This is a genomic window from Microcoleus sp. bin38.metabat.b11b12b14.051, assembly GCF_013299165.1.
GTDB lineage: Bacteria > Cyanobacteriota > Cyanobacteriia > Cyanobacteriales > Microcoleaceae > Microcoleus.
This window is the reverse complement of sequence record NZ_JAAFKD010000017.1, coordinates 138,172-158,195: the sequence shown is the minus strand read 5'-3', so window position 1 is coordinate 158,195 and position 20,024 is coordinate 138,172. Positions and strand designations below refer to the sequence as shown.

Sequence of the window (20,024 nt, the reverse complement as noted above, 5' to 3'; positions counted from 1 at the left end):
ACCTGCATTTTTACTGCTCAGCGGTTTTTTCCTCACCAACAAACTAGAAAATCAAAATAATCCCGGCGAGGTAGTCAAAAAAAGACTGTCAAGAATTATACCACCCTACCTGTTTTGGTCAGTAGCGCTGTACATATTAAATAACTTGGGATCGCTGCCAAAATTTGATGTACTGTCATTACTCAGAGACATCCTGACAGGTTCGGTAATGCCTCCCTATTACTTCATCGTTGTGATTGTTCAATGCTACGGTTGGTGGTGGTTGCTAGTAAAATTAAAAGTTTTAAAATCCCAGAAAATTTTGGTTTTGGGTTTAATAATTCAAACAATTTTTACCATATTTTTTTACTTGACCGCTCTCAAATACATATCAATACCTCTACCTTTGATGGAACGCTGGATTTTCAGTTGGATTTTGCCATTTTCAACAGGTCTATTTTTGGGTGCAACCTATGACAAAATTCAACCAGTTCTCGAACGCATAAAAATGCTAGTTTTAGGAGCAACTATCCTAATTTATATAGCGAGCATTTGGGAATATTACCTGCTCAGCGGAGTTTCAGCGGAAGGATGGTTTCTGCGATCTTTCTTTAAAATATCTTCTCAAGGATATGCAATTTTATTCGTATTATCGATTCTCGCATTTTCTAAAAGTATCGCACTTCCCAGTAAAGTATCGGGATTAGTCAAAATATTGGCTGCTTATTCATTCCCGATATATCTCCTAGATTCGACAGTCGTGAGATATGTGGCGTTAGTCTATTATAAATTGCTCGATCCCGTACATCCGCTAGTGAAGTTGGGCTTTTTAGTGACAGGAAGTTTGTTCAGTTGTTTTGCGATTATTTACCTATTGCAGAAACTCCTACCCAAAAAATATAGCCCGTACATTCTAGGAATTTAATCGAATTTCGTGTTTCAACGAATGTCTTCATAAAACTGCTTGAGGTAGCTCGCGGGAACGCCAAAGCCCCACAAAAAACCGATCGCAATATAAATCCAAATTGCTTTAAATTCGCCCCAACGCGCCACTCGCCGATCGCTACTTTCCACTACCCGATTAACTAACTTAATTTTACCAAGTTGTACTAACTTCAAACACAAATCCGCATCCTCCATAATTGGCAGGGTGGCATCGAAACCTGCACATTCCCAAAAATCGCTGTGGCGGCAAAAAATAACTTGATCGCCAAACAGCAGGCGCAATCCTTTGACAAACAAATGAGGTTTAAATAACAGCGGGGCGTAGTAAGTTTTGAGGTAATTGTGCAGCGAAAAACCCCATCTTGTGTGCTGGGAACCAGCCATCAGCGAGATAAATCCGCCGCCGACAATTTCGGAATCGGATAATGTGTTTTGGATGACTGTTACGATGTCGTCGGGAACTAGAGTATCAGCGTGGAGGAAGCACAAAATGTCGCCTGTAGAGGTTTCTGCACCTAGGTTCATTTGCACAGAACGTCCTGCTATACTGCTAAAAATAACACGGGTGGTGGCGGAAAGCGCGATCGCCACTGTTTCGTCTTGACTGCCGCCGTCTACCACCAAAATCTCCCAAGCGGGAGGATTGAGAATGCTGAGTTGGCTGAGGGTGCGTTCCAGACAAGTCGCTTCGTTCAGGGTTGGGATGATAATAGAAACGCGAGCCATCTGGTTGAAATTTATGCCAAAACTATTATAATAAAAAACTGTGGCAATTCGCCACTTGATAGAAAATAGAACTTGCGCGTGCGGATTCAGAAACCCGGTTTCTGCCTGGAAACTTGTCACGAAACCTCTGATTTTTTACATAAATCTGGTTTTTTGGCGTTAGGATCGTGAATTAAATAATTTGTATAAGCTTGTGGGATGGGCGTCTCGCCCGCCCCTTTCGGACGGGCGAGACGCCCATCCCACAAGAACAATCACGCATTGCAGTTTATTTAATTCTCATTCCTTAGTTATATAAAATCAGCAAAAATGGAATCGCCCGCTGAATCTTCCACTAATTAGGACTGAAAAAATCGTGCAGAAAACAGAAGTAAAAAACGATCTAGAATTTTACGATGAAAATGCGGATAACTGGTGGGACGAAAATGCTAAAATCTACGCTCTCTACCATCTAAACAAACCCAGATTTGAGTTTTTCGACAGACACGCGACAAATTGGCGAGGGCTGAGAACCTTAGATGTCGGGTGCGGTGGCGGTTTTTCCTGCGAGTTTATGGCCGAGAGGGGCGCCGTGGTTTCGGGAATAGATCGATCTCAAAAGTGCATCGTAGCAGCTCAAAATCACGCAGTTACCAGCGGTTTCGAGATTGACTACAGGCAAGGTTTTGCCGAAAATATGCCCTACGCTGACAATAGCTTCGATGTTGTAATCTGCGTGGATGTTTTAGAACACGTTGCCGATTACAAAAAAGTTGTGTCTGAGGTTCACAGAATTCTCAAGCCTGGCGGACTGTTCTTTTTTGATACAATCAATCGAACTTTTTCGTCGCAAGTTGTGATGATTGGGCTGATGGAAAATATCTTGCAGGAAATTAGGCGGGGCGTTCACGATTGGGAAAAGTTTATTACCCCGGAGGAACTCTCTGCGGTAATGCGGGACACGGGTTTTGGCAACATTGAAATTAAAGGTTTTGATATGTTTGGAGAAATGGGGGCGGTTTTAAGCGAAATGTACGGTTTTTGGGGGAATTTTACAAGTGGAAAGCAACTATTTCCTTCGGGGGCAGTTTTCAAACAAGCGGCTCAACTTTTAACAGTTAATTTCGCTAACTATGTTGATTACAAAAAATCTGGGTTGTTTAAAATCCAAATTAATGAGGATACATCAATTATGTATGTGGGCGTAGGGGTGAAAAATTAGTCTGTTAATTGTTGATAGTTGACTTTTGCTATTAAGGGGCGGGTTTGAGAGGGATTTGTGCGATCGACCAAATCCATCTTAAACCCGCCCCAATTTTTTAAACACAACTGCATATAATTTGCAAGTATTTTGGAATTTGACCGATCGCCAATTCCAGCTAGAGCGCCCAAAACCACCGTTCTGTCTAAATTCAAGGCTGTAATACCCGCCATAATCTTCAGTGCAGACGTTTTTCGTTACAAATCTTAATATCTTAATTTTGACCATTGATCTAGATTGCATGGTAGCTTATTGAATATTAATTGCAATAACTGCCGGAAGTTAACAGTACCTGGAGGTCAATCACCGTGACAGCAGCAATAGTTTCCGCGTCAGCCTCGCGAATCAGCGAGGGGCAACCAGCCGATCGCCAAAAACTGATGAGTTTGGGTCAAAATTCCGAAATACCCGACCTGGATCACTCCACAGATGTCACCATAGCCGTCTTAGAAGGAGTGGGAACTCTCACGGTGTGCGATCGAACAGTCACTTTAACACCCGGAGTATTTGTGTTTGTACCCGCCGGCATCCCGCGCACTATAAAAGTAGCAACGACACTGAATTTGTTACTAATTGACTGCGAAGCCGACCCGGATCTGAGTGAGTCAGCTTGGTTGATGAATTTTCAACTTTAAGCAGATGAAAAAACAATGTCCTTGCTGCCTTGACTCCCTAATTTCTCAGGTTAGCCACAACCGTGTCTACTGTTTTTGTCTGAATTGCAGGCAAGAAATGCCAAGTTCGGACTCAAAAAAAAGAAATCTCAAGCACTATCAAATTTCACATTCGGAGTAACAATGTCGAAATCAATTGGTCTATTTTACGGAACTACAACTGGCAAAACTGAATCTATCGCTGACATGATTCGAGATGAATTTGGCGACGATATCGTAACTTTGCACGACATCGGTCGCGCTGAGTCTGATGATTTCGCCGAATACGAATGTCTGATTATCGCTTGTCCGACTTGGAATATCGGCGAACTGCAAAGCGACTGGGAAGGTTTTTTTACCGAACTTGATGATATTGATTTTAGTGGCAAAAAAGTAGCTTATTTGGGAACTGGCGACCAAGAAGGCTACCCAGATAATTTTATGGATGCAATGGGGATTTTGGCTGAGAAAATCTCGGATCAGGGCGGTGAAACTGTCGGTCAGTGGCCGGTAGATGGCTATGATTTTAATGAATCTAAAGCTGTAGTTAATGGCAAGTTTTTGGGTCTTGCTATTGATGAAGACAATCAATCGGATCTGACGGAAGCACGGGTCAAATCTTGGGTATCTCAACTCAAGAAAGAATTTGGCTTGTAGACTGGCAGTAGTAGCGGTAAGGTGCGCACTGCGCACCCTACATTTAAACGTTATGCTTAATTGATAAATAACTCGATATCCAACTTAAAATAGATGAAAGTTTGTTCAGATGACGTGCTTTGGTTAAGTGTAAGTCCTAGTTTGCAATGCTTCGATCGCTCTCTACTTGCCTACTTAAATCATTCTGTGCCGGTGCAAGTATGGGAATACCATCAAACTGAAGACGAAGGTTGCTCTTTGGATATGGCTGTTGAGCTTTTGCACGATTTTTTGACAATTCGCGATCGCCCAATTCATCTCATGGGCCACAGTACCAGCGGATTAGTTGGCTTAATGTACGCGCGCCGCTATCCTGAGAAAGTAAGTTCTTTGGCACTTTTAGGTGTGGGTGTGCCATCTGCGATTAATTGGCAAGCACATTACTACACGCATCTTTCAGCTTTTCCCTGGAGTGGCAAACAAGTTTTAAGTCAAATGGTACGTGATATGCTAGGATTCCAAAATCAAAGTATCAATCAAAAATTTATACCATATTTTGAGGATGACTTAGCCTGTTCTCCTTCTCCTCACTCTTTATTTAGGGTAATTAATTCTAGGGATGAAGGTGTGGAAGTACCTTTGTTGATATGTAGTAGCAAAACGGATTTTGTGGCATCTCCTATTGTGATGCGCCGCTGGTCGAAATTTATCAAAAAAGGCGATCGCTTTTGGGAATGTCCAGACGGGCGGCATTTTTTCCATCACTTCTATCCAGAAGAAGTCGGCGAGGAAATACTAAATTTTTGGCTATCTCTACACAGTCGCCAACGGGTTTTAGATTTGAGATTTTAGGTGCGATTGCTATTCATTGCTCTATTTATTCCGAAACAGCCGCATTCCATTTGCCGTCACGATTAATGAAGTTCCCGTGTCAGCCAAAACTGCAACTGCTAACCCGACAAACCCAAAGGTTCCCAACAACAAAAACAGCGCTTTTGTGACCAACGAAAAAATCACATTTTGCTGAATCACATTTACAGTGCGGCGGCTCAAATCGACTGCATAAACGAGTTTTCTCAAGTCGCTACCAACTAATACCACATCGGCGGTTTCTAATGCTATATCAATGCCACCAACTGCAAAGCTGATATCGGCGGCGGCTAAAGCGGGGGCATCGTTAATGCCGTCGCCTACCATTCCGACGGTTCCCAAATTTCGCAATTGTTGAATTGATTGGAGTTTGTCGAATGGCAGCAATTCTGCTTTATACTCAGATAGGTTGAGTTGTTGGGCTATTTGCTGAGCTACAAAAGTGCGATCGCCCGTGAGCATCACCAAATTGTTCAAACCCATCTGTTTTAGCATATATACGGCTTCTCCAGCTTCCAGCCGCAAGCCGTCAGCCAAAGCAATCACTCCCAACAAACCGCGACTACTGCCAACTAAAACGGGAGTTTGACCTAATTTTTCAATCTCATCTAGCAGAGAGACGGCTGATTTTGACAGTTCGATATTTTGGTCGGCAAATAATCGGCAATTTCCGACAAAATACAGGTTGTTGCCAAACTTCGCCGCAATCCCTTTACCTGGATAAGCCATAAAGTCTTCAGGAGTTTCTAACTCAATTCCTGCTTCCTCCGCTTTGGTAACAATTGCCTTAGCTAAAGGATGTTCCGATTGTTTTTCCAAACAAGCTGCAATTAACAATACCGCGCTGGCGCTCAATTCTCCTAAGTCGTAAATTTTTTGGACAACTGGTTTACCTTCAGTCAAAGTTCCGGTTTTATCAAAAGCCAGACTCTTGATTTTTCCCGCATTTTCTAAGCCGTTTCCGCCCTTAAATAACACGCCTTGACTGGTGGCGGCACCGATGGCGCTGACAATGGAAACCGGAGTGGAAATTACTAAGGCGCAGGGACAGGCTATGACTAACATTACCAGGGCGCGGTAGCACCAGATGCTGAACGGTTGACCAAAAATTAAGGGCGGAATTACTGTCAGGGCGATCGCACTTACAATCACAATAGGAGTATAAATCTCTGCAAATTTGTCCACCCACTGCTGAGTTGGTGCGCGACTCGATTGTGCCGACTCGACTAAGTGAACAATTTTCGCAACCGTGGTATCATTCGCAGTGTGAGTAACTCTGACTTCCAAAAAGCCAGTTTGATTTAAAGTTCCGGCAAAAACGCGATCGCCCGTTTGCTTATCTTCCGGGATAGATTCACCCGTAATTGGCGATTGGTCAATGCTTGAATTCCCCGCTACAACTATCCCATCTAATGCCACCCTTTGGCCAGGGCGAATAGTCAAAATTTCTCCAACTTGAATTTCCTCAACCCGCACAGTCACTTCCTGATTATTGTCGCGCTTGACAGTTGCCGTCGGAGGTGTAATATCCATTAAACTCGCAATCGCATGGCGAGTGCGGCTGAAAGTGAAAGTTTGCAAAGTTGTTCCCAGACTAAACAGGAAGATAACTAACGCCGCTTCAAACCAATCGCCTAAAGCCACCGCGCCAATTACCGAAATAGTCATCAACAAATTCATGTCGGCGCGACGCAAGCGCAACTCCATCAGGCCCGCGCGGGCGATCGGAAATCCAGCTACAATCATACCGATACCGTAAAAAGCCCGCGATATCCAGATTGTCAGGGCTAAATTCTGAGTCAGCAATCCCAGGATTAATCCTATTCCAGCTAAAATGACACTTTGTCCCCGGCGATTGCGAATCCAGAATTCCCAGTTTGTTGGATCGGGTTTTTGAGCTTTCTGGACGGTAGAATGCTGGTGATGTTCGTCTAAACAAGGGGCATCGGAGTGTGATAATATTGCTGCGGTAGGCTGTTCGATGGTGTAGCCTAGGTTTTTTATGCGATCGAATATTACTTTTTCGGTTACTTGTTCAGGATCGTAATTTAACCGCAAACTTTCAGTGGCAAAAACTACATTAATGTCGGTAAGTCCCGGCAGTTTTTCCAAGCCTGCTGCTACGGTTTTGGCGCAGTTGCCGCAGTCCATTCCGCCAATTTTAGTTTGTAGCGTTTTGAGGGATGGAGTTTGAGTCATTATCAGTATCCTTGTGAGATTTTAGAATGATTATCACAATTATTGAACATATATTCAGATGTCTGATTAAATGGTATCCTAATTTTATTGGGTTTGTGAACAAGATTTTTTTTAATTAACCCCAGAGAGGGATTGAGGGTGATTCCTGTTTGTAGTGAGAAATGCGAGTCCTTCGATAGATGCGGACTAAAGTCCTCACTACAAACCTGATTGATTTTGCTTAATGAAGCGAACATGAGATTAATGGCAATTTGCAGAAACTGGTTCTTCTACTGGTAGGGATTTATCCGCATTTACCCACACATAAATCTCCGTAGCATCGTCGCTGCAACTGTGACATCCGCCGCACTTCTTAGCTTCTGCCATTTTACTGATGCGCCCTTTGCGGATGAGGCGGTTGAGCATTCCGCGCAAAGCATCGCCGTCCATCCGAAAATGGAGTTTCAAATCGGCGAGAGATGCTCTTTTGTTTTCAGCAATAAACTGTTGGATGTCGCTTAAAATCATGGTTTTTATCCTTATATGATTTTTTTGAACCGCAGATTAACGCAGATGAACGCAGATACATTTAATTCATGACTTCGCGCCGTTTGGGGCGTGTTGCACCAGCTATTCTTAATCCCGCAAGAGTCAGCGCCATAGCTATTGCCAGTCTCACTACCCAGATAATTGAAGATTCTGGATGCTCTGCGTATGTCGCAACTTGATAATAAAGCACTGAAGTCCAGTAAGCTAAACCAGTAGTCCAAGCACCCGCAAATATTGTCCAACCTAAGTTAGTTTCGCGGTAAAGCGCTGCCGTTGCGGAGACACAAGGAAAGTACAGTAATACGAACAGCAAATAGGCAAAAGCCGCAGTGTTGGAACCAAAGCGTTGCGACATTTGTCCGTAGGTGCTACCTGAAATACCTTGCTCTTCTGCTGCTGTTTTTTGGTCTGTAATATTGGCGGAACTTAAACCGAGGGGGTCAAAAAGTTGACCGGGAAGTTTTGCGAGATTCTCTGGAATGCTGAGATATGCTTTGCTCATGCCGCCCCAAAAACTAAATTCTTCTGCTTTTTCTGGTGCTGCACCTGTTGCTGCTTTTTGTTCGTCTGCTAGTTCGGTATAGAGTGAGTCTAAGGTTCCCACCATGACTTCTTTGGCAAATACTCCTGTTAGTAAACCGACGGTGGCAGGCCAGTTTTCTTGGGTGATTCCCATCGGGGTAAATACGGGTGTTACTGTGCGGGCAACTGCGCTCAGAATTGAATCTTTGCTGTTTTCTTTGCCGAAGGAACCGTCGGTGCCCACGGAGTTCATGAATCCGAGTACAATTACCATAATGACGATCGCGATTCCGGCCTTTTTGATAAAAGCTTGCAATCTATCCCAAGTCCGCAGCAGCACGCCTTTGAGCTTGGGAATGTGGTAGGGTGGCAGTTCCATCACAAAGGGTGCAGCTTCTCCTTGCAGGATGGTGTTTTTTAAGATCAGTCCGGTGAGCACTGCGGCTAAAATTCCTAACAGATAAAGTCCCAATACCATATTTTGACCGCCGACTTGGAAGAATGCGCCGCAAAATAAGGCGTAAACTGCCAATCTCGCACTACAAGACATGAATGGATTCATCATAATCGTCATCGTGCGATCGCGCTTATTTTCTAAAGTCCGCGTCGCCATAATTCCGGGAATATTGCACCCAAAACCTACCATCATCGGTACAAAGGATTTGCCGGGAAGTCCGACAAACCGCATTAATCTGTCCATCACAAAAGCTGCCCGTGCCATGTAGCCGGAGTCTTCGAGGGCTGACAAACACAAGAACATCATCCCAATTTGGGGAATAAAAGTAGCTGTGGTTTGAATGCCACCGCCGGCACCTTTTGCCAGCAGTCCGATCAACCATCCAGGGGATTTGACGCTTTCTAAGACAGCAGCTAAACCGTCTACAAAAATTGTCCCGAAAAAGTTGTCAAAGAAGTCGATAAACACGCCCCCAACGTTAATCGAAATGGTGAACATTAAGTACATCACCATCAAGAATACGGGAATACCTAAAAATCGGTTAAGCACAATTTGGTCGATTTTGTCGGAAATGTTGGTTTTGATTTCCCTGGAAGATTCGGCTACTCCTTGGGTGAGGCTGCGGATGTAGGTGTACCGACTATCGGCAATGATAATATCCAAATCGTCATCGAGGGTTTCGTGCACTCGTCGGCGGTGCGGAACCACGATTTTTTCGAGTTCTGTATTGGCGAGTTCGGGGGCGACTTCATCCTGATATTCTAAGAGTTTCAGGGCTGTCCAGCGAGCATCTACGGTGCGATTTGGGCTGTTTTTTTCGATGTGTGGGATGAGTTGGGCGATCGCATCTTCGATCGCAGCCGGATAAGCGACATAGGCAGATGGTACGATCGGCTTTTGTAGCGCTTTATTCACAGCATCCCGCAGCAGTGGCACTCCATCATTTGACGAAGCACTCATCGGCACTACCATACAACCGAGGCGTTCTGCGAGTTTGCCAACATCAATTTTGATGTCCCTTTCTTTGGCAACATCCATCATATTTAGCGCTACAATCATCGGCACACGCATCTCTAAGACTTGGGTGCTGAGATACAAATTTCGCTCTATATTGGAAGCATCAACAATATTAATAATTACATCAGCTTCGCCAGATAGCAAATAATCTCGCGCTACGAGTTCATCGAGTCCAGTATCTCCGTCTTCAGCATCAAGAGAATAAACTCCCGGCAAGTCAACGATAGTAATTGGTAAACCATCATGAGTATATTTTCCCTCTTTGCGTTCAACGGTTACTCCCGGCCAGTTACCAACTCGCTGATTAGCACCTGTCAACGCATTAAATAAAGTAGTTTTTCCACAGTTAGGGTTGCCCACCAATCCAATAATCTGCTTATTCATTATTTCACTTCTTCTACAAATAGAGTTTTTGCTTCATCTTTGCGTAAACTGAGCTTGAAGCCCCGCACTAGGATCTCTACGGGATCTCCTAGAGGTGCGTGGCGAGTGACAGTAAATTCAGTTCCCGGCGTCAATCCCATTGCTAACAATTTACCTTTGTAACCGCGGGCTGTTTTCTCATAGCCAACCACTTTCCCGGTGCTGCCAACAGCTAAATCACCCAGTTGTTTCTTCTCGTTCATTGATTTTTTTGATTCAGTTTAAATTTGTACAAATTTAATCAAAGTCTTGAATTTAGCAACCCTCTCAGCATTTGTGAACATCTCTCTTTTCTCTTCCTCTGTGTTCTCTGCGCCCTCTGCGGTTAACAAAAAAAATCTTGTTCACAAATGAAATAAGATTGCTGTAGATTTATGGCAATTCCCTTAATTCGTACACATAATTTTCTGTGCCATACCCGCCCCCAAACCGATGCGATTGTCGCCCATTGCCACAATCACCGAACCACCAGAATTGCTGATGATTTGAACTTCGATGCCGGAGACAAATCCCATACCGATGAGGCGGCGCACAGTACCTTCTGAACCCTTGAGTTTGACTATCCGCAGTTTCTCGCCGATGCTTGCCATTGCTAGCGGGAACGATTTACTCTGAGCTGAGTCTGGTTGAGCTTCTGTGTTATTGTTTGCGGTTTCCGAGACTTCTGGTGTCTCGCTATAAAAGGAAAAACCCCCGAACTGTGCAGGGTTTGACTCTTTGTTCTGTTGGCTGTATTGTTGGTTCATCTGTTTTGGAAGTCGATCGACTTTAATAACAAGTTGTTTGGCTTGCTGGTGCGATCGACTTGAGATAGATTCTCAATACGATCGATCTACAATCGCAGATAGGGCTAAATTCCCCGTTCTAGCGAACTCTTTCCCCTTGAATATTTCGGAAGCTGCTATTCCCCGGGCCCAGACATTAGACGAGTTTTTGGCGGGTTCTTACTTTTAATCTCTCTTACGCTAGATGCTGATTTGTGCTTTAACCCCGATCAAGCCAGACTTACTGCCCTTAAGCATAGTAAACTAAAAAGGAATTATTGGCAACAATTCTCAAATATTTTAGCATTTGGTTGACAAACTCAGCCTTAGCCGGCGCTGAGCGATACTCAGCAGCGATCCTCAAACAAGGGCGATCGAGCATATATACTTAAATGTTAGGGCGATCGCGGGAGCACCGCCGCTACGAGTTCACAATTTATCAAGAATAATGCCAGCAAGTTTTCTCCCAAAGTCGATCGCACAACTCACAGAATCTACCTCAATTTCCTTAGCCCAAAGCATTCAAGTAGAGGCAATTACCACTCCCCTAAATCAGCAGCCAATTACCACAACCTACGTCCGCCAAGGCAGCGGCAACACCCCGATTTTGCTAATTCACGGATTCGACAGTTCCGTATTTGAATACCGCCGCCTGTTGCCGCTGCTGGCCGAAAAAAATGAGACTTGGGCGGTTGATTTGTTGGGTTTCGGCTTTACAGAAAGAGTGGCGGGTTTGCCCTTGAGCGCGACGGCAATTGGCACTCACCTCTATTATTTCTGGAAAACCCTAATTTCGCAGCCTGTAATCTTAGTGGGCGCGTCGATGGGAGGTGCAGCAGCAATAGATTTCACTCTCAATCATCCCGAAGCGGTCAAAAAATTAGTCTTAATAGACAGTGCAGGTTTTGCGGTAACATCTAATAAAGGAAAATTTTTAATTCCTCCTTTAGGATATCTGGCAACTTCATTTTTGCGAAACCCAAAAATTCGCCAAAAAATTAGTGTCAATGCTTATTTTGACGCAACCTTGGCTTCTGTAGACGCTCAAACCTGCGCTGCTTTGCACTTAGAAATGCCCAACTGGAATCAAGCTTTAATTGCGTTTACCAAAAGTGGCGGCTACGGCGGTTTTGGGGAAAAACTATCGCAAATTCAGCAGCAAACCTTGATTTTGTGGGGAAAACAAGATAGAATATTGGGCACAGCGGATTCTCAGAAGTTTCAAAGTGCGATCGCAAATTCCCAACTAATTTGGATACCCGATTGCGGACACGTTCCCCACTTAGAAAAACCGCAGATTACCGCTCAACATATCTTAGATTTCATAGCTAAAGTAGCAGGCTCGTAGTGAGGACTTCAGTCCGCATCTTTTCCCAGAGGACTGAAATCCTCACCGCAAACAAACAGGTTCGTAGTGAGGACTTCAGTCCGCATCTTTGATCGGGTTCGTAGTGAGGACTTCAGTCCGCATCTTTGATCGAAGGACTGAAATCCTCATCACAAACAAACGTTAAACTTTCGGTAAATACTTTTGTACAATCGTCCATCCCGTAAGTAACACAACGACAAATCCCCCACACAAAGCCAAATTAGTCCCAATGTGTACCGGACGCGCCCAAGGATGTTTCGGGCCAATTTGCAGCCCGCTACCCACAGAAACCAACACCAGCGCCACAACAGCTAACCCCGCAGGTAAATGAGCTGAGTGACCCAAATTCCCGTATTCTCCCAGCGTACCGACTACGCCAATTCCTAACAGCAAAATTACCAAAGTCGCCATCCCCGCGCCAGTCCCCAAATGAAAGGGACGCAGCCATTTTGGGCGCTGCTGTTTGGTACTGCGGGCGGCAAACATCCACGTTCCAGTAACGGCCAGCAACACGTAAGCTAGCAGGGAAACACCCATTGACCAAGCCGCTATTTTCCACAACCACAAGAAAGAAGGCAAATTCATGATTTAAATCCCTAGTTAGGGATTTGCCAAAAAATATTCCATTCCAATTTTAGCGGGAATTGAAAGCAAGAATGAATATTTTGGGGGAAAAGTGCGATCGGGCTATCCGCAGCTTGCATCCGTCTGACACTGAAATCAAACGCCAGAACTCATACTCAGCTTCATTGACGTTATTGATACCAGTTAAAAAAATGCAACTCGCTTGTCAACTCCTAACTCATCTCAACCACATCATTCCTCATCCAAAATCTCAAATAGCAAATCGAAAATGGTATGATGTGTCGCTCCAGTGTTTAGGAACCGCCTTCCCACTCTAGGCTCGTGCTTTTGCTGTCCACGAAGGGCATTTTATAAAACCCTAATTTTTGTTCTAAGATTAATCGAAAAAACGGCAAACCCTCTATCAAATATCTTCTCCACAACCTTCTCGGTTCGCTTAACAGCCGGTACACCCATTCTATGCCAACTTCACTCATCCATTTAGGAGATCTTGCTTTGCAACCAGCTTCAAAATCAATGGTTGCGCCTACTGCTAAGAAAACTTTGACGTGTGTGAATTTGCTCCTATATTTAACCAGCCACTTCTCTTGCTTGGGCGCTCCCACTCCAATGGCCAGAACTGTAGCTCCCGATTTATTTATCGCGTCGATTATTGCCTCACACTCTTCCTCATTTTTCTCAAATCCAAAAGAAGGAGAAAGTGCTTCAACCACTATTTCTCTACCAATTTTTTGGTTGATTTTTTCCTGGGCTTTCTTGGCAATACCCTCCGCTGCTCCTAGCAAAAATATTTTTATGTTCTCATTATCTTTGTGATACACATAAAATGCCGGAAACAAGTCTGAACCAGAAATTTTTTCCTTCAGAGGAGTACCCAAAAATTTAGAGGCATACATCAATATTTGACTGTCGCAGACTCGATAACTAGATGTATTGTAAGCTTCATAAAAGTCGCGGTCATACTGCAACTTAATTAAGTGGTCTACATTGGGCGTAAATACAACACCGCCTTCAGAGTCTAGTTTTTCAAACAACTCTGTTATTGACAAGTTATCTATAGATACATTCAATAAATTAACTGTATTCATTGCTTGTTACCTTCCAGTTTTAATCTTAGACTACAACTCAAACTGTCACCTACTTTACCGCCTCGTGTTTTTCGTTAATTGTGCGGGCAGGTGAATATACTTTCTTAAGTATATCCCCGTGCAAGCTAACTGTCCACCAAGGAATTTTAAAGATTGTGTAAAGCATCATCTACTCTCAGCCAAAAGTCTGGCAAATAAATTGATATTTAAACTTTCATACATTCTATATTAAATATAATTCCTTGCTAATACTTAAATTGTAAATAAACGTCAGAAAAATAATTTTTGACACTAACTCCTACCGATTTTTACGATTCTTGCAACATTCTTTCTAGGCTGGCGAGCCATCAACCATCCCTTGCATAAAGCTCCAAAATATCACAAATCTACAAGTGACAATATTTGAGCAAATAAACCAAAAATTTGCTTGCTATCAATACTTGAGAACAATTCTATATTTTTGGGACACTGAGAAAGATAGAAAAAATCACGAGCTTGATTTGATGCCAAAATCATATATTTTTGAGTTTTTGTATCCAGTGAATCCCAGATATTTTCAAGCTTTGAGCGCCGGGGTAGATCGCGAGGAGTGAAAATCATCCTGATTTTTGTTGAACCAGCAACTGTCTTTTTGGCTGCGAACTAATTTTGGTTTTCTTAGCCTTAAGACTTTCTGGGGCTTTTAACACCAAACCGGATATTCCTCCAGCAATGACTGCAAAAATCGGATTAGTCATAGCGTTCAAAACACAGTCAAACACGTACATAGTTAAGGCTACTCCCAAGGCCGCGGCGGGCGCTACTTTCGGATTAGACCAGGTTCGGGCCGGATACTTGACGCAAAAGACCACAACAGGAAGTAGCAAGGAAGAAAATAAACTAACTAAACCGACTGCACCGTAGGTACCAAATGCAATAATCCACAAGCTGTCGGTGACGGAGATATCTTTACCGTACTGGTTGTACACGCGGTTTCCCCCAGAATCCCCCCAGCCAAACAGAAATCTTTGTCGCGCTTTTTCCCCCAATATCTCTTCCATGTCAAATCTAAACTTCAGAGAGGCGGATCGTTCTTCACCAAATATGGGATTGATTACACTCATCACGTCTTGGCTGGAAAATTGACCCGATGCAGCTACGTACAGATAAAACGCTATATATCCAATCACGAATAGTAGTGGCAAAGAAGTGCGAAACCACTTGGCACAAAATAATATGAGCAACGCGATTGCAAATAAAGTATAGGCGCCTGTAGAACGGCAGAGGAAAAAAGCTACTGTTAATACAATTGCTAGAGTTTTGATGTTGCGGCCCTGAAACTTTTTGAGCGTCCCAGTTTGCCACAGCCAAACTCCGATTAAGGCTGCTGTCATCATCCACACGCCCACCATCAAACCGTGCTGCATAAATACTACCGGTCTCCACCCCCCCATGCGCCTTGCTTGACCCCAGTCCTCAAAGGCGTTGACGCCGTAAATCATTTGGTGCAGAATAGGCCCCTTAACCCCTTCTATTAAGGTAAAAGGAATGTAGGCCAACCCACCTGCAAAAATTCCGATCGCCAATTGTCGCAATCCGTCTAAACTACCGAGATACAGCCGTCCTAAAAAATAAGGCATACCCCAAGTAATTATTTGGTTGAAAGTCGGAGAAATCGGGCTGCCACCATTAGTAACTTGTGAAATAATTGGAGAAAAACAGCAAATTAGCACTGGCACGTCCAGCCAACCTGGTTTAAAAGTGGTGATCCGTTCAGTATCGTAGACAATGGTCGCCAGCAAAATTGCGTAGCAAGATGCCGATATTTTGGTGTAGGGTGGCAACAGGGGGATCGGATAAGAAGCTTGTGGCAAAAATAGCCACGCTACCACAAAACTTATAATTACCGCCCGCTGAGTCGGATACCTCACAAACAGGTAAAAAACGATCGGAATCCAGCCGAACATCACAATTGGGATTAATGCTTGCATAGGTTATTTGGGCAGTAAAATTGTAGCCTGACAACTCAATTTGCCGGATAAAGATTATCGCAACGATCGCCTCTTCCCCCGATCTTTTAAACCAACCTCAATTTTACGCCTTGTCAGTTAATTGTGCCTGACGTTCCAGTGCCGCGTACAGCGCGGCCTCGAAGAGAGCCGTTGAATCCTCCCATGTATAATTTTTTACCGTATTTAAAGCATTCTCAGACATGATCTGCCATTCGGCATCAGACAACTGACTAATCTGCTCGATCGCTTTTGCCATAGCCTCTGAGTCTTTGATATTGACCAGGATTCCACCCCCGCCAGCCAGCAGTTCTGGAGCCGCACCAGCCGTCGTGCCGATGACTGGAGTGCCGCAAGCCATTGCTTCGATAATTGGCAAGCCGAAGCCTTCGGAGATGCTGGAAAACAGCCAAGCATCGCATTTACTGTAAAATTTGGTCAGTTCCTCTTGAGTTGGTGATATATTATACTCAGTACCCGGGGGGAGCAGCAAATCGGGAGGAGGAGTGTCCCCCGAACCAAAGGCAACTAAACGGAGGTTGGGAATTTTTTTAGCAGCTAGAGAGAAAGCCTCGATCGCCATCTTGCAGCCTTTCCAAGGAGTTGTAGTATAGTACATCCCGACTGTGGGAACTGACTGCTTGCCTCGTGGCTGCTGGGCTTGGGACTGGACATCGTAAAACTTTTTGGTGTCCACGGTGGGAGGGACGACAGATATGCACAAATCGTTGTATTTTTCCCGAGCTATGTCTGCTAGCCACTTAGCCACAACGATTTTGTGCATCGGCAGGCGCCAAGTTGCCTCTACTCGACCTTGAGGTAGGTAGTCAAAAGCCTCGTAGTGTTGGATAAAATATACTTTCGCTCCTTTGCTCGGGGAGAGTGCGGCCACCCACTCAGCCGTTTCCCACCAAGTAGCCATAATAATATCGGCATCCGGTACGTCACGGTTGGTAATTTGACGGTGGGTTTCGAGCACGTGACATTCGACATCCATATTGTCAAAGTGAGACTCTTCTTTCGGCAGAGGCGGCAGCCAGCCCTTACCTTTGATCAGCGATCGCAATTGTTGGATCGAAGTCGGTTGTTTCTGTGGTGTAGAGACTATGACTATTTTGTGTCCTCGCTTTTGAAGAAGTTCTGTGTACTTAGATAACACCCTCATGCCGCCGGACCGACCCAGGGAAGGCAAGACAAAAGTAATTTTCATATAGATATGGAAGATACACGCTGGTAGATCAAATATCTCCCTCAGACTTCGCACTGCGCTATGAGTCTATTTTTGAGTATTGTGCTCTTTGCGGGCGAATGCCGGAGGCATCGTCATGTGATAGTCGAGCCGACTTGAGGTTGTGGTTGCGAACTCGTCTCCACTACAAATCGGGAGATGTTTGAGGACTAGACAAGTCTAACCCATAACGGCGCCAGCATTAAAACCTCTGTGGCACACCGATTGAGGTTTGGCCCGACTGTTATAACTTGAAACTACTGCTATTTGCCGATCGATGCACCCAGAATTCCTATCTAAACTGTTTGGTAGAAAACAGGACGCGGGCAATTTGGGTTTTGGCAGAAGCACCCCGCCAAACTATAGGGAATTGCTCCTGAGAATCGCGCCTCAAGAGCGCGTCGCCCAGGAGTTCAAATCCCAGCAGCTAGCATGAAACCTCGATTTTTTTGTTGGTCGCTGGTAATTCTTGTGGTTCTGGGTTCACGGGTTCTTCCTTTACGTAGTAGGGAGAAGAGGAAATTATTTTAACGTCCCGCTGTTGAGATTTGTCTACAGCAACTTTCAATGCCGCTTCAAAATGAGCAGTGGCATCTTCCCAACTGTAATTGACTACCTTGGCATAGGCTGCTTCCGACAGGGCTTGCCACTCGGCATCCGGCAACTGATAGATATACTCTATGGCTTTTGCTATTTCTTCAGGATCTTCGGGTCTTACGAGTATGCCGCTACCGCCGCTCAAAATTTCAGGAGCAGCGCCTGCTGGGGTACTGATGACCGGAGTCCGGCACGCCATCGCTTCAATAATCGGCAATCCGAAGCCTTCAGAGCGGCTCGCCAGCAGCCACGCATCGCACTTGCTGTAATAGTCTTTGATTTTGTCTTGGTCTGGTTGAATTATATACTCGGCATTGGCTGGCAGGGGCAATTCCGGGGATGGGGCATCTACACCGAAGGCCACCAGGCGCAGGTTGGGAATCTTTTTAGCAGCTAGGGAAAAAGCTTTCAGGGCGATGTCGGTTCCTTTCCAGTAAATTGTGGAGTACATCATGCCAATTGTCGGAACCGATTGTTTGTGGCGAGGACAGGCATAAAATTGCTTGGTGTCCACACTAGGAGGAGCTAAGGAAACTTGGCGATCGCCGTATTTCGTCCGAGCCAGATTCACCAACCAATGAGAGATAGTAATTTTGTGCATTGGCAGCATCCAGGTGGCTTCCACTCTACCTTGAGGTAAATAGTCGAAAACTTCGTGGTGCTGGAGAAAATAAGCTTTTGCTCCTTTGCTGGGGGAGAGTTTTGCTACCCACTCGGCGGTTTCCCACCAGGTTGCAACTACTACGTCAGCGTCAGGCACGTCTTTGTCCTCTACCGGACGGTAGCGATCGGTAATTTTTTGTTTGACATCTAATTTGTCGAAAAATGAAGGTTCGTTTTCAGGTGTACCAATCCAACCTCGTCCCCGCAACAGTGACTTGACTTGCTGGCGCAGACTCGGTTGCGGGTGAGGTACGGAGATCACGAACACTTCGTGTCCTAGCTTTCTCAAACGTTCCGCAAAGATAGATATTACTCGGATTCCACCAGTCAGACACAGAGTAGGAAGAACAAACGTGATTTTCATTTTTAAGTCCCGCTGAAGACTCCGACTCGGTTTTGGCGCTGCCAGGAGCGCTGGTTTTAGAGCCTGACAGGAAAGAGGGGCGGGTGAATATTAATTACCGCTTTCCTTGTGTGTACGTAGAATGAATCAAACCTGGTAAGTGTTGGGAACAACCCAGTATCGATCGACCATAACTTCGCTGTCATTGAACTGATAATAACGATTGATGCGAGGGTAAAACAGTTCCTGTAGGGATAAATTTACCAGGTGGTGCAATTTATTCCTCAAGGCAGACCCCTGATTAAACACTAACTTTTTAGCGCCAAACAGCAAACTAGACAACACTTCCTGTCTAGCATAACAGCACTTGCTTATCCTACAGCCGGGTATGTACGGGAAACCGGAAATTACCCAGCCTTTGTGGTCGTGGTGAATATTGTCAAGGTAAATAGTTTGGGAAACCAAATGTAGCACAGGTAACAAGATATCGTTTGATGAATATCGTACATATATTTTTTATTGATTGAACTTAAAAGCTGATAAATATCAACTAAAACTACTATCTTTGGGTTATATTAAGACACAGATAAATAGCATATCTTGATAGATTGTTTGATTCTATAACCTAATAAAAAGAAATTTTAAATACTTAATCTAAGTATAATTTATAGATGTAATTCAATCAAAGCTGTACACAGGAGTGCTCGCTAAAAAACATAGGATCGCGGGAATAAAGTCCTGAACGCGCCAATTATGGAATAAACTAGGTTTTTAAACTATCCCTCGCTGTCCCTGGTCGCTGAAGTATGCAACACCAGGTTGATGCCTCAGAGACTGTTGGAAAATTATGTCGATCGATTGCAGTACAGAAGATACAAATTCCCCAGTAAAAATTTAATTGGCTGGTGTGTTTTAAATTTTTAAATCAAGGGCGATCCCCGGAAACAGTGTGAAAAAGCGACCGCTACTTCTGGGTAGACTACCTGTAGCGCCCGCGAGTCCTGTCTAAGTAATTACCGTAAAAACAAAATTTCGCAAATAATCTAATCAGCGTGTAAATATCGAAGAAATACTTAGGGTACAATGCCATAAATCGAACCAACCTTGACTTTTAAGCAGCAGCCACAGCTTAGCGGTACGTATCAAAGCAGCTCGCTTATAAAAAAATTATGTTAAGAAAAAATCATTTTTCTTAAGTTTAGGA

Annotated in this window: 19 protein-coding genes; 6 read left to right on the top strand and 13 right to left on the bottom strand. The window is 44.3% G+C overall.

What is annotated here, in order from left to right; all coding sequences use genetic code 11:
• Positions 1-904, top strand: a 904-nt coding sequence (locus QZW47_RS18950) for an acyltransferase (RefSeq protein WP_293129661.1), incomplete at its 5' end; no start/stop codon positions are given.
• 14 nt (positions 905-918) lie between these two features.
• Here the strand turns inward: QZW47_RS18950 and QZW47_RS18945 are convergent.
• Complete coding sequence (locus QZW47_RS18945; protein WP_293129658.1) at positions 919-1,650, bottom strand: TIGR04283 family arsenosugar biosynthesis glycosyltransferase; 732 nt, start codon at positions 1,648-1,650, stop codon at positions 919-921.
• Between the two features lie 355 nt (positions 1,651-2,005).
• Between QZW47_RS18945 and ubiG the strand changes: the two genes are divergently transcribed.
• Positions 2,006-2,851: a bifunctional 2-polyprenyl-6-hydroxyphenol methylase/3-demethylubiquinol 3-O-methyltransferase UbiG gene (gene ubiG, locus QZW47_RS18940; protein ID WP_293129655.1), complete on the top strand. Its 846-nt coding sequence runs from the start codon at positions 2,006-2,008 to the stop codon at positions 2,849-2,851.
• On the opposite strand, the gene QZW47_RS18935 is transcribed toward ubiG, so the two are convergent.
• On the bottom strand, positions 2,848-3,063 hold the full coding sequence (locus QZW47_RS18935) for a hypothetical protein (protein WP_293129652.1): 216 nt from the start codon (positions 3,061-3,063) through the stop codon (positions 2,848-2,850). The two genes, ubiG and QZW47_RS18935, sit on opposite strands and share 4 nt — an antisense overlap.
• 135 nt (positions 3,064-3,198) lie before the next feature.
• On the opposite strand from QZW47_RS18935, the gene QZW47_RS18930 reads away from it, so the two are divergent.
• From QZW47_RS18930 to QZW47_RS18920, 3 genes are all read left to right on the top strand, one after another.
• Positions 3,199-3,525 (top strand): cupin domain-containing protein, encoded by a 327-nt coding sequence (locus QZW47_RS18930; RefSeq protein WP_293129649.1) that lies wholly within the window; start codon positions 3,199-3,201, stop codon positions 3,523-3,525.
• A 162-nt stretch (positions 3,526-3,687) separates the two neighbouring features.
• Positions 3,688-4,200, top strand: a complete 513-nt coding sequence (gene fldA, locus QZW47_RS18925) for a flavodoxin FldA (protein WP_293129646.1) — start codon at positions 3,688-3,690, stop codon at positions 4,198-4,200.
• A 93-nt stretch (positions 4,201-4,293) separates the two neighbouring features.
• Positions 4,294-5,031, top strand: a complete 738-nt coding sequence (locus QZW47_RS18920; RefSeq protein WP_293129643.1) for an alpha/beta hydrolase — start codon at positions 4,294-4,296, stop codon at positions 5,029-5,031.
• Positions 5,032-5,052: 21 nt separating this feature from the next.
• Here the strand turns inward: QZW47_RS18920 and QZW47_RS18915 are convergent, their stop codons facing one another.
• From QZW47_RS18915 to QZW47_RS18895, 5 genes are all read right to left on the bottom strand, one after another.
• Entirely contained in the window at positions 5,053-7,248 is a 2,196-nt protein-coding gene (locus QZW47_RS18915) for a cation-translocating P-type ATPase (RefSeq protein ID WP_293129640.1), read from the bottom strand.
• A 240-nt stretch (positions 7,249-7,488) separates the two neighbouring features.
• Positions 7,489-7,755 carry a FeoC-like transcriptional regulator gene (locus QZW47_RS18910; RefSeq protein ID WP_293129637.1) on the bottom strand — a complete coding sequence of 89 codons (267 nt, stop codon included), beginning with the start codon at positions 7,753-7,755 and terminating at the stop codon, positions 7,489-7,491.
• A gap of 61 nt (positions 7,756-7,816) precedes the next feature.
• Positions 7,817-10,156 (bottom strand): Fe(2+) transporter permease subunit FeoB, encoded by a 2,340-nt coding sequence (gene feoB, locus QZW47_RS18905; RefSeq protein WP_293129634.1) that lies wholly within the window; start codon positions 10,154-10,156, stop codon positions 7,817-7,819.
• Positions 10,156-10,398, bottom strand: a complete 243-nt coding sequence (locus tag QZW47_RS18900; RefSeq protein WP_293129631.1) for a FeoA family protein — start codon at positions 10,396-10,398, stop codon at positions 10,156-10,158. Before QZW47_RS18900 ends, feoB begins: the two co-directional genes overlap by 1 nt.
• A gap of 183 nt (positions 10,399-10,581) precedes the next feature.
• Complete coding sequence (locus QZW47_RS18895; protein WP_293129628.1) at positions 10,582-10,941, bottom strand: FeoA family protein; 360 nt, start codon at positions 10,939-10,941, stop codon at positions 10,582-10,584.
• 466 nt (positions 10,942-11,407) lie between these two features.
• Here QZW47_RS18895 and QZW47_RS18890 point away from each other — a divergent pair, with 466 nt between their 5' ends.
• Positions 11,408-12,307: an alpha/beta hydrolase gene (locus QZW47_RS18890; RefSeq protein WP_293129626.1), complete on the top strand. Its 900-nt coding sequence runs from the start codon at positions 11,408-11,410 to the stop codon at positions 12,305-12,307.
• Positions 12,308-12,469: 162 nt separating this feature from the next.
• Here the strand turns inward: QZW47_RS18890 and QZW47_RS18885 are convergent, their stop codons facing one another.
• From QZW47_RS18885 to QZW47_RS18860, 6 genes are all read right to left on the bottom strand, one after another.
• Positions 12,470-12,913, bottom strand: a complete 444-nt coding sequence (locus QZW47_RS18885) for a DUF4079 domain-containing protein (RefSeq protein WP_293129624.1) — start codon at positions 12,911-12,913, stop codon at positions 12,470-12,472.
• A 293-nt stretch (positions 12,914-13,206) separates the two neighbouring features.
• On the bottom strand, positions 13,207-14,001 hold the full coding sequence (locus QZW47_RS18880) for a WecB/TagA/CpsF family glycosyltransferase (RefSeq protein WP_293129621.1): 795 nt from the start codon (positions 13,999-14,001) through the stop codon (positions 13,207-13,209).
• A 378-nt stretch (positions 14,002-14,379) separates the two neighbouring features.
• Positions 14,380-14,601 carry a hypothetical protein gene (locus QZW47_RS18875; protein WP_293129617.1) on the bottom strand — a complete coding sequence of 74 codons (222 nt, stop codon included), beginning with the start codon at positions 14,599-14,601 and terminating at the stop codon, positions 14,380-14,382.
• On the bottom strand, positions 14,598-15,971 hold the full coding sequence (locus QZW47_RS18870) for an O-antigen ligase domain-containing protein (RefSeq protein ID WP_293129615.1): 1,374 nt from the start codon (positions 15,969-15,971) through the stop codon (positions 14,598-14,600). The genes QZW47_RS18875 and QZW47_RS18870 overlap by 4 nt, the downstream gene beginning before the upstream one ends.
• A gap of 103 nt (positions 15,972-16,074) precedes the next feature.
• Positions 16,075-17,154 carry a glycosyltransferase family 4 protein gene (locus QZW47_RS18865; protein WP_366930899.1) on the bottom strand — a complete coding sequence of 360 codons (1,080 nt, stop codon included), beginning with the start codon at positions 17,152-17,154 and terminating at the stop codon, positions 16,075-16,077.
• Positions 17,155-17,644: 490 nt separating this feature from the next.
• A complete protein-coding gene (locus QZW47_RS18860) occupies positions 17,645-18,841 on the bottom strand; it encodes a glycosyltransferase family 4 protein (RefSeq protein WP_293129610.1) in 1,197 nt (398 codons plus the stop codon).
• Positions 18,842-20,024: the final 1,183 nt, after the last annotated feature.